This window comes from Bacteroidota bacterium (assembly GCA_016711505.1).
Lineage (GTDB): Bacteria > Bacteroidota > Bacteroidia > AKYH767-A > 2013-40CM-41-45 > JADKIH01.
On sequence record JADJSV010000001.1, the window covers coordinates 495,813 to 512,195 of the forward strand.

Below are 16,383 nucleotides of genomic sequence, written 5' to 3' on the forward strand. Positions count from 1 at the left end.
CAATTACACACACATTTAAATGGAATTTCACACACAGATTATCAGTTCAATTTTTTTAAATAATTCAAAGAAAAATGTCGTTGTCGAACCCATTAAAAGTGTTGATTCTGGAGGAGAATCAATCTGAGATCAAACTTTTTGAGAGTATCTTAAAAGATTCAAATATTGATTTTGAATCCAAGTCTGCCAAAACAGAAAGCGATTTTATTAAGTATATAAATCGCTTTAAGCCTGATATTATCTTAGCCGGCACCAATCTGACAAAGTACAGTGTTCATGAAGCATTGGCTTTCCTGAAAGAGCAAGGTCATCTTATTCCTTTTATCCTGATCACCGGAACTATTCCGGAAGAACTTGCAAAAGACTATTTGAAATATGGTGTAGATGAATATCTGACCAAATATAATCTTCTCTCCTTGCCTGCTGTTATCACTAAAAGCATTGGTATAAAAAATACAATTAAGGAAAAAAAGGAAAGTGAGGAATTAAACAAGGAAAATGAAGCAAAACTTCAAACCTTTTTTAACAATAATCCGGAATCGATTTTCGAAATTGGATTCAACCATGAATTTATAAATATAAATAATGCAGCTCAGGAATTACTTGAAATTTCTGATTCCAGATTGACCTCAAAAAAATTAAAGATCCTTGACTTTATTGATCCTTCCAAACTAAAAGAATTTAAAGAAGTTCACGCAAATGCATGCAGAGGACATAAAAGAAATATTTCATTACAGATAAAACGAGCTAAAAACAATGACCTCTGGTTAGATTGCAAACTTCTGCCATTATTCGATTCAAATCAGACAGTAAGCTCAATATTGATAATCGGAATAAATGTAACTGAAAAAGAAAAAGTAAAAACTGAACTTTCAAAAACTAAAGGTAATTATGAGAGCCTGGTAGCTTCAATCGATGAAGCACTTTGGTCAGTTGACAGAAATTACAGAATCGTAGAATTCAATGAAGTTGCCTCGAAGATGTTTAATAAACTGAGAGGAATAAATGTAAGGGTCAACATGCCTTTGAAAGAATTTGCTACTATTCCTGAGAGATATGAAATGTGGATTGAACGGTACAATAGATCTTTAGGTGGTGAAAAATTCACTGTTGAAGACATATTCGATACCGAAAACGGAAAATTTCACGCACAAATTACTCTGTATCCGATTTTTGCAAATGATGAGATCGTAGGGGTTTCTATTTTAGGCAGAGATGTTACTGCATTTAAAAAAGCCGAAGAGGAATTGAAACAAAGTGAACAGATCTTCCGGACTTTGTCTGAAAATGCACCGGTGGGTATCTTTAAACTTGATAAAGCCGGGAATTGCATTTATGCAAATGATTTTATTCCAAAATTACTACGCACTTCACCCGGGAAAATTAAAGACCGGGATTGGATTGACTTTATCTATAAAGAGGATCTGAATAATTTTATTGCAAAGTTTGAGAATTTCCTTATTCTGGAAAACAGTATAGAAACAAAAATTCGTTTTTCAGATAAAGACGGCCGTATTATCTGGACTAAAATATGTGTTTCTTTTATAGAAAACGAATCAGAAAAGATCGCCATTGGTACGATCACTAATATTTCTAAACTCAAAAAAGCATACGATGAATTGTTAGAAAAACAAACGATCATTGATGCAGTCGAGAACAATTCAAAGATCGGTTTTTGGATTCGCGACTTTCGAAATGATCGTGAAGCACTTTGGTCTGATGCTATTTATAAGATATTTGATCAGGAAAAATCAAAAGGCCCGATGTCCAGAACAGAAATCAATAACATCATTCATCCTGATGACAGAGATAATTTCAAAAGATCGATTGAAAGTGTTCAGAATGGTCATTACATGAATATTGAATACCGGATACAATTGAGATCCGGTATAACAAAGGCCGTCTTAGTTTCTGCATATCCTATTTACGACTCTCAGCATAAAGTAATCAAGATGAGTGGAACTATTTTGGATCTGACAGATATTTACACAAGAGAACGTGAATTAAAAAGCCAGAAAAGATTAATGTCGAATGCTTTTGAAATTGCAAATATCGGTCTATGGGAACACAATGTAAAAGATAGAACGACCAGTTGGTCAAAAGAAACAAAACGGATGTTCGGCCTGAAGGAGATCTACCCTCCTCTTTCTCTTGAAGTTCAGGCTGCGATTATGCATCCCGACGATAGACAAGGCTTTCTGGATTTTTATAATGCTCAGGTTATTTCAGGAAAATCTACATCCTATGAGTATCGGGTTTATGTTCACGGAGCGCTCAGAACACACCAGATTTACTCTTATCCATTTTTAAGTAAAGATCATGAAGTAGAACGTCTTACCGGAATTATTATTGATAAAACAAGCACCAGGAAGACTGAGGAAAAACTTGTTGCATCTGAAAATTTGTTCAATTCGTTTTTTGAAAATGTTCCTGATGCAATTTTTATTGAAGATAATTACGGAACAATTTTAAATGTAAATAAAAAAGCCTGCGAACTTCAGGGAATTTCCAAAAAGCAATTGATAGGAAAAAATATTTCTGAACTTATTCCTGAAGCTGATAAAAGTAAATTGATGGCCGATTTTAAAAAATTATTCAATGGCGAAATCACAGAGCACATCAGCACGTATTACAAAATCACCGGCGAACCTGCAGATATTGAGATCAAAGCGATGCGGATTTCTTATAAAGATGTTCCGGCGGTTTTATTAAACGTAAGAGAAGTCTAGTTTTAATAAATTACTAATAACTACTAACGAATAACTGGCAGTCCGGAGATTACTTTCCAGACTGCAGTTATTAGTTATTAGTTATTAGTTATTAGTTATTAGTTATTAGTTATTCGTTATTAGTTATTAGTTAGTTATTAGTTATTAGTTATTCGTTATTAGTTATTCAACAACCAATCGAATTGTTTGAGAAACAAGTTCATCAGTTTTCAGACTTAGCATGTAGATCCCTTTTGCAAGATTGCCAAGATCGAGATCTTTCGTGTTACTTCCTTCACCGGCAGAAATGATTTCATTCATAACTGATTTTCCGGTAATATCTGTGATAGTTAAAATAACATTCGTTTCAGTTTCAGAATTAAATTCAATTATCACTTTTCCGGAAGTCGGATTTGGATAAGCACTTAATTCCCCTTTCAGCAGTTGAGAATCATTACCGGCAGTTCTGCAGAATAAATTCACATTCACAATTACAGTTCCCGGTTGTGATGCACCGCAAGCATTGATTGCGTTTACACGGACAATAGCTGAACTACTTGTTGCTGTCGTATAATTAACAGAAGCTGATGTACCGGAAGGCGAAATAATGCCACCACCGGTAACTGACCAGGAGTATGAAGTAGCTGTTGGAACTGCAGGGAATGAATATGCCACTGCTGTTTGAGATTTACAGACTGTAGTCGGACCGGTTAATGCAGGTGTTGCCGGTCGTGCACTCACGGTAAAACAACGTTGAGTACTTACGCCGCAATTGTTAGTCGCCGTTACACAAATATTTCCTGCTCCGGTAAATGCACCAGTAAAGTCGACAACTATTGATAGACCATCAGGAGCAACAGATTGTATATCGATACCCGGAACAGTTGTTGTCCAGCTATAAGAAATGGCAGTTGGTACCGGTGCAATTGAATAGGTCACTCCGCTTACACCGCACAATGCTGTATTAGGTCCGGAAATACTTCCCGGTTGACTAGGCACTGATTGAACAACGAAGGATCTTGGATAACTTCCACAAGTATTGCTGACAGTAATTGTTATCGTTCCGGAAGTAAATGCAGAGCCGAAATTAAAATTAGCTACTGAATTTACCGAATTCTGGAATGAAGAAACTAATGATATATCTCCGGTTGTTGTCCATACATAATTCTGCGCACCAGCCACTAATGGCATTGTATAGGTCACATTGTTATTTGCACAAACAAAATTTGGTCCTATAACAGCATTTGAGTGAATGGGAATTCCTGTCAGTGTCATACCACGAACGAGGCCATTTCCCAGACAATTTACTCCATTCACCTGTATTGAACCCTGACCGAATCCAACCGGAATATTTACAGTAACTGTATTCGTTCCCTGTCCGCTGATGATAAATACTCCCGTACCTGTAACTTTCCAGAAATAACTAAGAGCATTTGTTGATGTTGTAGAATAGGTTCCAATAGTACCACCGCAGATAATAGATGGTCCGACGATAGGAGTTGCTTGTGAAGGTTTAGTAGTTATTACCGGGATATTCATGCAACTTTGGGAACTGGTACCGCAGACATTCACTGCTTCAACACAGATAAATCCACCCATATAACCTGAGCTTACAGCTATAGTTATTGAATTGGTTGTTGAGGTGCCTGATATTCCAGATGGCAAATACCAATTGTATGATGTAGCTCCAGGAACACTTGCAACAGAATAAACAACTCCTGTTTGATTTCTACATAGTCCTGCTGGTCCACTGATAGTACCCGGAGTTCCAGGAGTTGTTCCTCCATTTGCAACAGTTGCAGAAAGATAACCGATACATCCATTACTGTCAGTAATTGTTACCGAATATGTACCGCTTGCAAGATTTGTCGCTGTCTGAGTTGTTTGTCCATCGGACCATAAATAAGTGTAAATACCGGTACCGCCTGTTGCATTAACTGTTGCTGAACCGTCATTACCTGCACAAGATGTTGAAACCGAACTGGTCGATCCTTCGACTTTCATCGGTTGACTTAAAGTGACAGTCAGAATTGATGTACATCCATTAAAATCACTGACTGTGTAATTCATTGTTCCTGCAAATTGATTTATCGAACCTGTTCCTGTATAAGGAGCTGTTCCACCAACAGCAGAAACTGTTACTGTCGTAGATGCACCATAACAATTTATCGGAGCTGCTGAATACGACGGAACCAAAACATCCGGCTGTGTAATTGTTATTGATGTAGTTGTTGAACATCCATTTGCATCCGAAACAGAATAAACATGTGTGCCTGCCAATACTTCATACGTATCCGGTCCTACATATGGTCCTACTCCACCTGTTGCACTCACTGTAACTATCGAAGTTCCGCCACTACAAAGTATTGCAGTTGCAGATGATGAAGCCACCAATGCAGTTGGTTCAGTGATCGTAATTGCTGTTGAAGAAGTACAACCGTTTGCATCCGTTACCGTGTACGAATATGTTCCTGCTGTTTCTGTAAATGTTCCTGTTCCTGAATACGGAGCAGTTCCACCAGTTGCGCTTACTGTAACAGTAGCTGAACCACCGTTACAAAGTATTGCAGTTGCAGATGATAAAGCCACCAATGCAGTTGGCTCTGTGATCGTGATTGTTGTTGTAGATGTACAACCGTTTGCATCCGTCACCGTGTATGTATACGTTCCTGCTGTTTCTGAGAATGATCCTGTTCCGGAATATGGAGCTGTTCCACCTGTTGCAGATACTGTAACTGTAGATGAACCACTATTACAAAGTATCGCAGTAGCAGATGAAGAAGCTACTAATGCAGTTGGTTCAGTGATCGTAATTGAAGTTGTAGAAGTACAACCGTTTGCATCCGTCACTGTGTAAGAATAGGTTCCTGCTGTTTCTGTAAATGATCCTGTTCCGGAATATGGAGCTGTTCCACCTGTTGCTGAAACAGTCACCGTTGAACTTCCACCGTTACAAAGTATTGCAGTTGCAGACGATGAAGCTACTAATGCAGTTGGTTCAGTGATCGTAATTGAAGTTGTAGAAGTACAACCGTTTGCATCCGTCACTGTGTAAGAATAGGTTCCTGCTGTTTCTGTAAATGATCCTGTTCCTGAATAAGGAGCAGTTCCACCTGTTGCAGAAACTGTAACTGTAGATGAACCACCATTACAAAGTATCGCAGTTGCTGATGAAGAAGCAACCAATGCAGTTGGTTCTGTGATCGTAATTGTTGTTGTAGATGTACAACCGTTTGCATCAGTCACCGTGTATGAATAGGTTCCTGCTGTTTCTGTAAATGATCCTGTTCCTGAATAAGGAGCAGTTCCACCTGTTGCAGATACTGTAACTGTAGATGAAGCACCGCTACAAAGTATCGCTGTTGCAGATGATGAAGCCACCAATGCAGTTGGTTCAGTGATCGTAATTGCTGTTGAAGAAGTACAACCGTTTGCATCCGTTACCGTGTACGAATATGTTCCTGCTGTTTCTGTAAATGTTCCTGTTCCTGAATACGGAGCAGTTCCACCAGTTGCGCTTACAGTAACTGTAGATGAACCACCGTTACAAAGTATCGCTGTTGAAGATGAAGAAGCAACTAATGCAGTTGGCTCTGTGATCGTGATTGTTGTTGTAGATGTACAACCGTTTGCATCCGTCACCGTGTATGTATACGTTCCTGCTGTTTCTGTAAATGATCCTGTTCCAGAATAAGGAGCTGTTCCGCCTGTTGCGCTTACTGTAACAGTAGCTGAACCACCGTTACAAAGTATTGCTGTTGCAGATGACGAAGCAACCAATGCCGTAGATTCAGTGATCGTAATTGTTGTTGACGATGTACAACCGTTTGCATCCGTCACCGTGTATGAATAGGTTCCTGCAGTTTCAGTAAATGATCCTGTTCCTGAATAAGGAGCAGTTCCACCTGTCGCTGAAACTGTCACAGTGGAATTTCCACCGTTACAAAGAATTGCAGTTGCAGATGAAGAAGCTACTAATGCAGTTGGTTCAGTGATCGTGATTGTTGTTGTAGAAGTACAACCGTTTGCATCCGTCACCGTGTACGAATACGTTCCTGCTGTTTCTGTAAATGATCCTGTTCCTGAATACGGAGCTGTACCACCTGTTGCAGATACCGTCACTGTTGAGCTTTCGCCATTACAAAGAATTGTTGTTGCAGATGATGAAGCCACCAATGCAGTTGGTTCAGTGATCGTAATTGAAGTTGTAGAAGTACAACCATTCGCATCCGTCACCGTGTATGAATAGGTTCCTGCTGTTTCTGTAAATGATCCTGTTCCTGAATAAGGAGCAGTTCCACCTGTTGCAGATACTGTAACTGTAGATGAACCACCATTACAAAGTATCGCAGTAGCAGATGAAGAAGCTACTAATGCAGTTGGTTCTGTGATCGTAATTGTTGTTGTAGATGTACAACCGTTTGCATCCGTCACCGTGTATGAATAGGTTCCTGCTGTTTCTGTAAATGTTCCTGTTCCGGAATAAGGAGCTGTTCCACCTGTTGCACTTACAGTAACTGTAGATGAACCACCATTACAAAGTATCGCAGTTGCAGACGATGAAGCCACCAATGCAGTTGGCTCTGTGATCGTAATTGTTGTTGTAGATGTACAACCATTTGCATCCGTCACCGTGTACGAATAAATTCCTGCTGTTTCTGTAAATGATCCTGTTCCTGAATACGGAGCTGTACCACCTGTTGCAGATACCGTCACTGTTGAGCTTTCGCCATTACAAAGAATTGTTGTTGCAGATGATGAAGCCACCAATGCAGTTGGTTCAGTGATCGTAATTGAAGTTGTAGAAGTACAACCATTCGCATCCGTCACCGTGTATGAATAGGTTCCTGCAGTTTCAGTAAATGATCCTGTTCCTGAATAAGGAGCAGTTCCACCTGTTGCAGATACTGTAACTGTAGATGAACCACCATTACAAAGTATCGCAGTTGCTGATGAAGAAGCAACCAATGCAGTTGGTTCTGTGATCGTAATTGTTGTTGTAGATGTACAACCGTTTGCATCCGTCACTGTGTACGAATAGGTTCCAGCTATTTCAGTGAAAGTTCCTGTTCCTGAATACGGAGCAGTTCCGCCTGTTGCAGATACCGTCACCGTTGAACTTCCACCGTTACAAAGTATCGCAGTTGCTGATGAAGAAGCAACCAATGCAGTTGGCTCTGTGATCGTAATTGTTGTTGTAGATGTACAACCGTTTGCATCCGTCACCGTGTATGAATATGTTCCTGCTGTTTCTGTAAATGTTCCTGTTCCTGAATACGGAGCAGTTCCACCAGTTGCGCTTACTGTAACAGTAGCTGAACCACCTTTACAAAGTATTGCAGTTGCAGACGATGAAGCAACCAATCCAGTTGGCTCTGTGATCGTAATTGTTGTTGTAGATGTACAACCGTTTGCATCCGTCACCGTGTATGAATAGGTCCCGGCTGTTTCTGTAAATGTTCCTGTTCCGGAATAAGGAGCTGTTCCACCTGTTGCAGATACCGTCTCCGTTGAGCTTCCACCGTTACAAAGAATTGCTGTTGCAGATGACGAAGCAACCAATGCCGTAGGTTCAGTGATCGTAATTGTTGTTGACGATGAACAACCATTTGCATCCGTCACCGTGTATGAATAGGTTCCTGCAGTTTCAGTAAATGTTCCTGTTCCGGAATATGGAGCTGTTCCACCAGTTGCAGATACAGTCACCGTTGAATTTCCACCGTTGCAAAGTATAGCAGTTGCAGAAGATGACGCAACCAATGCAGTAGGTTCAGTGATCGTAATTGTTGTTATAGATGTACAACCGTTTGCATCCGTCACCGTGTACGAATAAGTTCCAGCTGTTTCTGTAAATGTTCCTGTGCCTGAATACGGAGCTGTTCCGCCTGTTGCGCTTACTGTAACAGTAGCTGAACCACCGTTACAAAGTATTGCTGTTGCAGATGATGAAGCAACCAATGCCGTAGGTTCTGTTATCGTGATTGTGGTTGAAGAAGTACAACCGTCTGCATCAGTCACCGTGTACGAATACGTTCCTGCTGTTTCTGTAAATGATCCTGTTCCTGAATACGGAGCTGTTCCGCCTGTTGCAGATACTGTAACTGTTGAATTTCCACCGTTACAAAAAATTGCTGTTGCAGATGATGAAGCAACCAATGCCGTAGGTTCTGTGATCGTAATTGTTGTTGAAGAAGTACAACCGTTTGCATCCGTCACCGTGTACGAATACGTTCCTGCTGTTTCTGTAAATGATCCTGTTCCTGAATACGGAGCTGTTCCGCCTGTTGCGCTTACTGTAACAGTAGCTGAACCACCATTACAAAGTATTGCAGTTGCAGATGATGAAGCTACCAATGCAGTAGGTTCTGTGATCGTAATTGTTGTTGTAGATGTACAACCGTTTGCATCCGTCACCGTGTATGAATAGGTTCCGGCTGTTTCTGTAAATGTTCCTGTTCCGGAATAAGGTGCTGTTCCACCTGTTGCACTTACAGTAACTGTAGATGAACCACCATTACAAAGTATTGCAGTTGCAGATGAAGAAGCAACCAATGCCGTTGGTTCAGTGATCGTAATTGTTGTTGAAGAAGTACAACCGTTTGCATCCGTCACCGTGTATGAATAGGTTCCTGCAGTTTCAGCAAATGATCCTGTTCCTGAATAAGGAGCAGTTCCACCTGTTGCAGATACCGTAACCGTTGAACTTCCACCATTACAAAGTATTGCAGTTGCAGATGATGAAGCTACTAATGCAGTAGGTTCAGTGATCGTAATTGTTGTTGTAGATGTACAACCGTTTGCATCCGTCACCGTGTATGAATATGTTCCTGCTGTTTCTGTAAATGTTCCTGTTCCTGAATACGGAGCAGTTCCACCTGTTGCAGATACTGTAACCGTAGATGAACCACCATTACAAAGCATCGCAGTTGCTGATGAAGAAGCAACCAATGCAGTTGGCTCTGTGATCGTATTTGTTGTTGTAGATGTACAACCGTTTGCATCAGTTACTGTAAAAGAATGCGTTCCCGCAGTAACACTAAATGTTCCGATTCCTGAATATGGTCCAACTCCACCACTTGCACCAACGGTCACTGTTGAATTCCCTCCATTGCAAATGATTGTTGTCGCCGAAGAGGTAGCTACTAATGCTGTAGGCTGAGTTACTGTTACAGAGGTTTTCTTTGTACATCCATTTGCATCTGTTATAGTATATGCATGAGTTCCCGCTGAAACTGTAAAAGTTCCTGTACCTGAATAAGGCGCAGTTCCACCTGTTGCACTTACTGTTACATTCGATGATCCACCATTACAAAGAATTGCCGTTGCAGAAGAACTTGCAACCAATAGAGTCGGTTCAGTAACGGTAACAGAGGTAGTTTTAGAACATCCATTCGCATCGGTTACTGTATAAGAATGTGTTCCGGCAGATACTGTAAACGTACCTGTTCCGCTATATGGAGCCACTCCACCACTTGCACTCACTGTTACTGTTGAATTTCCACCGTTACACAAAATCGGTGTTGCCGAAGATGAAGCAGCCAATAATGACGGCTGTGTAATTGTTACTGATGTGATCTTTGAACAACCGTTTGCATCGGTAACCGTAAAACTATGTGTACCGGCCGTAACTGAAAATGTCCCTGTCCCTGAATATGGTGCCACTCCACCACTTGCACTCACCGTCACAGTTGAGTTTCCTCCATTACATAATATTGGCGTTGCCGAAGATGAAGCTACCAATATTGACGGCTGAGTTACAGTCACAGAAGTTTTTTTTGAACAACCATTTGCATCAATTACGGTATAATTATGTGTACCTGCTGTAACCGTGAAAGTTCCTGTTCCTGTATATGGCGCAGTTCCTCCTGTTGCACTGACAGTAACTGTTGATGTTCCACCATTACATACAATCGCTGTTGCTGATGAAGATGCCACTAACATCGATGGCTGTGTCAACGTCACATTCAATGAAGAAGTGTATCCATATCCATCAGTAACAACTACTGTATATGTTCCTGCTCCAAGTCCTGACCTGTCCTGTGTAGTTGCTCCACCGGGACTCCACAAATAAGTATATCCGGTTTTTGTGCATGTAAAACTACCTTCCGTAGGTGTTAAATTAATTGAACCATTTGTACTGCCAAAACATGATGGATTGACCTGAGTTGCAGTAAGCGTCGGTTTCGTTGAAACCTGATTTCCTAATCTGAGATAGAAATGTGGTTGATCATTGCTGAAACCTGCAGTGAATTTTATCTGTGCAGTAATTGTGATATTATGATTTCCTGCCTGGTATTCAAATAACGGTTCTACAACTGTATTCGAATTCGATGAGTAGATTCCAAAATTAGTTCCGTTGATTGTAAAATTCTTTACATACATCATAGCGCCATTTGAAGAAGCTCCTTGAATATTCAACCAGATTGCATTGAAACCTTTTCCGGCCAATGTCGGAGAATTTGACGTTACCCTTTCCTGTGAATCATTGAAATCTGAGTCTCCGTTGTAATCAATTTCCCATTTGGATTGTCCTGTTGAAGCAGTATACGTGAATTTTACATCGTAAAATGTCCATGCTACCCATGACGGATTTCCGGATGGATTTAACTGTAATCCGGATGGTGATCCTGGAGTAAACAAGATGCCTTCGTATGCACTATAACCATACCTTGCTCTAGCGTCAATGACAGCAGTGCTTGGGATTGTTCCTGTTGTTTCTTCATAGTCTGAACATCCAGTCGCTGAACCAGTTTGCGGAATCAGGAGTGTTGCGGCTAAAAATATTAAGAAGGAGAAGTAATAAACTGAATTGGTACGATTTCCTAAATGCAGGAAAGTTAATTTTTCATTTTTTTCATGCCTGAAACTTTGTGGGGAGTTTTTTGTGTTCATGGTTATAGGTGTGTTTGTGGATTTTTTTTGGTGCCGGAAAATCGCCTTTTAGGGAGTGACGGTTTATTAAAAAATAAATTATGTCCGGAAAATAAATAATTGTATACAATTAAACAATTTAAATACAGAGAAGTAAAAAAAGAACTTGTGTATTTTTAAATAATTCGTTGTTGATTTTATTTAAAAATAAAAATTATTATATACAAGTTTAATAATTTAATGACAATGTATAAAACATATTCAAATATTACAATAAATGAAATAATAAATCTGATAAAACGGAATTTCAAAGATCATTTCTAACAATTTTACTTGAAATTAAAGGTAAAATGCATAAATATATAATTAATTAAATATTATAATAAAACTTATTAATTTATGGAATAAATCAGAAAATAGATAATTTTATCTTAAGTATGGCGGACATATCAGCGAAACCAAATAAATATGGCAAAAAAACTATGTCATTTATTTTATCGCAAAGATTTGATTATTCATCAAAATTTATAATCAAAAAAGGCTATAGATCATAAATTGACCTATAGCCTTTTTTAAAAAAATTATTAAAGATTATTCAACAACCAACCGTATCGATTCAGAAACAGATTTATCAGATCTAAGATTTAGCATATAAATACCTTTAGACAGATTATTAAGTTCTATTTCCTTGCTGTTACTTCCTTGAATCGCTTCAATGATATTACTGACAACTATTTTTCCTGTAAGATCTGATACAGTTAATAATACTTCTGTATCTATTTCAGAAGAGAAATCAACAGTAACATTTCCGGATGTCGGATTAGGATAGGCTTTAATTTCTCCACTCAACATAGTTTCAGAATCTTCTGCTGCCGTTCTGCAGAATAGATTCACATTTACAATTACAGTTCCGGGTTGTGATGCACCGCAACCATTGATAGCGTTTACACGGACAATGGCAGAACTACTAGTTGCAGTTGTGTAATTTACTAAAGCTGATGTTCCTGATGGTGAAATGGTTGCTCCACCGGTAACCGACCACGTATATGAACTAGCTGTAGGAATAATCGGAATTGAATAACCGACTGCAGATTGCGATTTACATACGGATGTAGGGCCTGTTACAACCGGAGTTGCAGGACGTGCACTTACAATAAAACATCGTTGTGTACTTGCACCACAACCATTATTTGCGGTTACACAAATGGTTCCAGTATTTGTAAATGAAGGTAAGAAGTCAACTACAACAGAAAGTCCGTCAGGAGCTACTGATTGGATAGCTATTTCCGGAGTTGCTGTCCATGTATATGATGTTGCTGTACCTACGGCACCAATAGAATATGTAACACCTGAAACACCACATAGAGCTGTAGATGGTCCTGTCATACCACCTGGTTGACTTGGCGTAGAACGAACTACAAATGAACGGGCGTAACTTCCACATAAATTGCTAACTGTAATTGTAATCGTTCCTGAAGTAAATGCAGGTCCGAAATTAAATTGAGCTACACTGTTAACTGAATTCTGACTTGATGTGATCAATGAAATTGCACCGGTTGAAGTCCAAGTATATGTTGTAGCACCACTCACTAATGGCATCGTATAAGTAGCATTATTATTTGCACAAATATAATTTGGTCCGATCACGGCATTCGAGTGACTAGGTATTCCTGTCAGTGTCATTCCACGAACCACGCTATTACCAATGCAGTTTACGCCATTAACCTGAATTGAACCTTGGCCAAATCCGATTGGAATACTAACAGTAACTGTATTTGTTCCTTGTCCTGTCAATATGGATACACCTGTACCGGTCACCTTCCAGAAGTAGCTCAATGCATTAGTGGATGTTGCAGAATAAGTAGCAACATTTCCACCGCATATAATCGAAGGTCCTGAGATCGGTGTAGGCTGAGATGGAATTATTGTGAGCACAGGAATATTCATACAGCTTTGCATACTTGTTCCGCATACGTTGCTTGCTGCGACACAGATGAATCCACCGGCATACGACGGACCAAAGGAAACAGAAATTGAATTTGTAGTTGATGATCCTGTTGCACCTGCCGGTAATTGCCAGATGTATGAAGTTGCCCCCGGTACAATTGCAATTGAATAAACCAGTCCCGTCTGATTAGGGCATGCTCCAGCCGGTCCGCTGATACTTCCCGGTGTAGATGGAGTTGATCCGCCGCTGACTACAATAGCTGTTGCAGAACCGGTACAACCATTACCATCAGTAATGATAACTGTATATGTTCCCGCAGATAAACCTGTAGCAGTTTGAGTTGTTTGTCCGCCGGTCCATAAGTAGGTGTATGTTCCTGTTCCTCCTGTCGGACTAACAGTAGCACTTCCGTCATTTCCTGCGCAGGTTGTGCCCACTGTTGTTGTCGTACCTTCCACTTTCATTGGCTGAGTGAGAGTCACAGATACTGAAGCTGTACAACTGTTTGCATCAGAAATAGAATAGCTCATTGTACCAACAAATTGATTCATCGGTCCGGTTCCTGAATAAGGTGCAGTTCCACCCGTTCCTGAAATAGTAACTACAGTAGACCCACCGTAACATAAGATCGGAGGTGCAGAATAAGTTGCAACAAGCTGAGTTGGCTGAGTAACTGTGATCGATGTTGAAGAAGTACATCCATTGGCATCAGTTACAACATATGTATAAGTTCCTGCAGAAACTGTAAATGTTCCAAGTCCGCTATATGGAGATGTTCCACCACTTGCTGAAATAGTGACAGTAGTAGTTCCCCAAAACAAAGTATTGATGCTCCTTGAGAGATGATGAAGCAACAACTGCAGATGGTTGTGTTATTGTAATTGAAGTTGAAGCAGTACATCCATTCGCATCTGTAACAACATAAGTATATGTTCCTGCAACTTCATTGAATGATCCAGTCCCTGTAACAGTTGATGGTGCTATTACAACCTGTTGCGCTGAAAGGTTCCGTTAACTTAGGTAGTTGAAGACAACCCACCATTACAAGCTATTGGTGTTGATGATGAACTTGCAACTAGTGCAGAAGGTTCAGTAACGGTGATTGTTGTAGAATTTGTACATCCATTAGCATCTGTTACTGTGTAAGTATAAGTTCCCGCTGTTACTGTTACAGGACCAATTCCTGTATAAGGAGCTGTGCCACCTGTTGCAGATATTGTTACAGTTGTTGTTCCTCCATTGCATGAAATAGTGCCTGCTGTAGATGAAGCAACTAATGCTGTAGGCTCAGTAACAGTTATTGTTGTTGAATTTGTACAACCATTTGCATCTGTTACTGTGTAAGTATACGTTCCGGCTGTTACTGTTACCGGCCCGACACCTGTATAAGGTGCAGTTCCGCCTGTAGCAGTAATTGTCACTGTAGATGTGCCTCCATTACATGCAATTGCTGTTGCAGATGAGGATGCAACTAAAACAGCAGGTTCAGTAACTGTTATAGTTGTTGTTGCTGAACATCCGTTGATATCATTTACAGTATAAGTATATGTTCCTGCTGTTACTGTAAATGTTCCTGTACCAGTATATGATCCTGTTCCACCACTTGCACTTACCGTTACCGTTGCTGTTCCACCATTACATGCAATTGCTGTTGATGATGATGAGGCTACTAAGGCACATGGAGCTGAACATCCCGCTGCCGGTTGGAAACCATCGTTAGCATTTCCACCTAAGTCTGTTCCACCTGTCAAATATGGTGTATAAACAAAGTTCGCTGAAGCTGCTCCTAAGATATCCGGTTGTCCGCCCGGTGCTACTGCTGATCCGCCATATGCTACAGGGATCTGTGCTGAATAACCCGGCTCAGCACTGTTTGATGTGCTTACTACAGGAGGTGTTACTCCGTACCAGTTACATGTGAAGTTTTTCAGATTGCTTCCTGCTGCAGGTAATGATCCACCTGTCTGACGATCTACGATCTGTCCATACCAGTTGCCACTGATGTCGTTGTTATTAAAGCTACTGTTGATTGCACTCTGAACAGGAATGTTCGTTCCTGAACTTGCATCAAGGAATAATACTCCGACTGTCCAGTTGTCTGAAATGAAATTGTTCGTCAAAGTTGTATTGTCTGTCTGATTACGGAAGATCAATCCTGTACGATTGAAGTGAATGTTGTTGTTATGGATATTATTTCCATTACTGTTATTCACATCGATTCCCGTACGCATTCCTGTGATCTCACAATACCGTACTTCTGCTGAAGCTGTCAATCCCTGAACTGCAATACCTGCTGAATTTAATCCGGCATTGTTCCAGTCTGTTGTGTTGTTTCCATCACGAGTGATCGTGAATCCATCGATAACAACATTGCTCGAGGCGATCTGGAATGTAGCTCCACCACCACCGATCGGACCACTTACAATAGATGAACCGATTCCGGCTCCCGTAATGGTCAACTGCTTGTTGACTGTTACATCTTCATTGTATGTTCCTGCATCCACTGTGATCGAATGTCCGTTCAAGGTAGTTCCTGCATTGATCGCTGACTGGATCGTACAATAATTTAATCCTGTGTTTGTATTATGAACAGGACCTGCAAGACTCGCAGATACCGTAGCACTTGCTGTTGCAGTACATCCATTCACGTCCGTTACAGTTACTGTATAAGTACCAACAGTCAATGCTGTCGCAGTTGATCCTGTCTGACCATTTGACCATAGATAAGTATACGGTGATGTTCCACCACTTGCCGTAACTGTTGCAGTTCCGTTGTTATAAGATGGACATGTTGCAATAGTAGTTGTATTTGAGGCTGACATTGCAATCGGTTCAGTAACTGTTGTAGTTGTTGTT

The 16,383-nt window shown here is 40.3% G+C and carries 4 protein-coding genes; 1 reads left to right on the forward strand and 3 read right to left on the reverse strand.

The window, feature by feature from the left end; all coding sequences use genetic code 11:
* Positions 1 to 74 precede the first annotated feature (74 nt).
* A complete protein-coding gene (locus tag IPL24_02225; protein MBK8362519.1) occupies positions 75 to 2,729 on the forward strand; it encodes a PAS domain S-box protein in 2,655 nt (884 codons plus the stop codon).
* A gap of 162 nt (positions 2,730 to 2,891) precedes the next feature.
* Here IPL24_02225 and IPL24_02230 read toward each other — a convergent pair whose 3' ends face one another.
* The 3 genes from IPL24_02230 to IPL24_02240 all read right to left on the reverse strand — a co-directional run bounded on the left by IPL24_02230 (position 2,892) and on the right by IPL24_02240 (position 16,349).
* The gene (locus tag IPL24_02230; protein MBK8362520.1) at positions 2,892 to 11,600 is read right to left on the reverse strand and encodes a T9SS type A sorting domain-containing protein; all 8,709 of its coding nucleotides are present in this window, start codon (positions 11,598 to 11,600) and stop codon (positions 2,892 to 2,894) included.
* Positions 11,601 to 12,170: 570 nt separating this feature from the next.
* A complete protein-coding gene (locus IPL24_02235; protein ID MBK8362521.1) occupies positions 12,171 to 14,348 on the reverse strand; it encodes a T9SS type A sorting domain-containing protein in 2,178 nt (725 codons plus the stop codon).
* 195 nt (positions 14,349 to 14,543) lie between these two features.
* The gene (locus tag IPL24_02240) at positions 14,544 to 16,349 is read right to left on the reverse strand and encodes a hypothetical protein (GenBank protein MBK8362522.1); all 1,806 of its coding nucleotides are present in this window, start codon (positions 16,347 to 16,349) and stop codon (positions 14,544 to 14,546) included.
* Between the last annotated feature and the right edge of the window lie 34 nt (positions 16,350 to 16,383).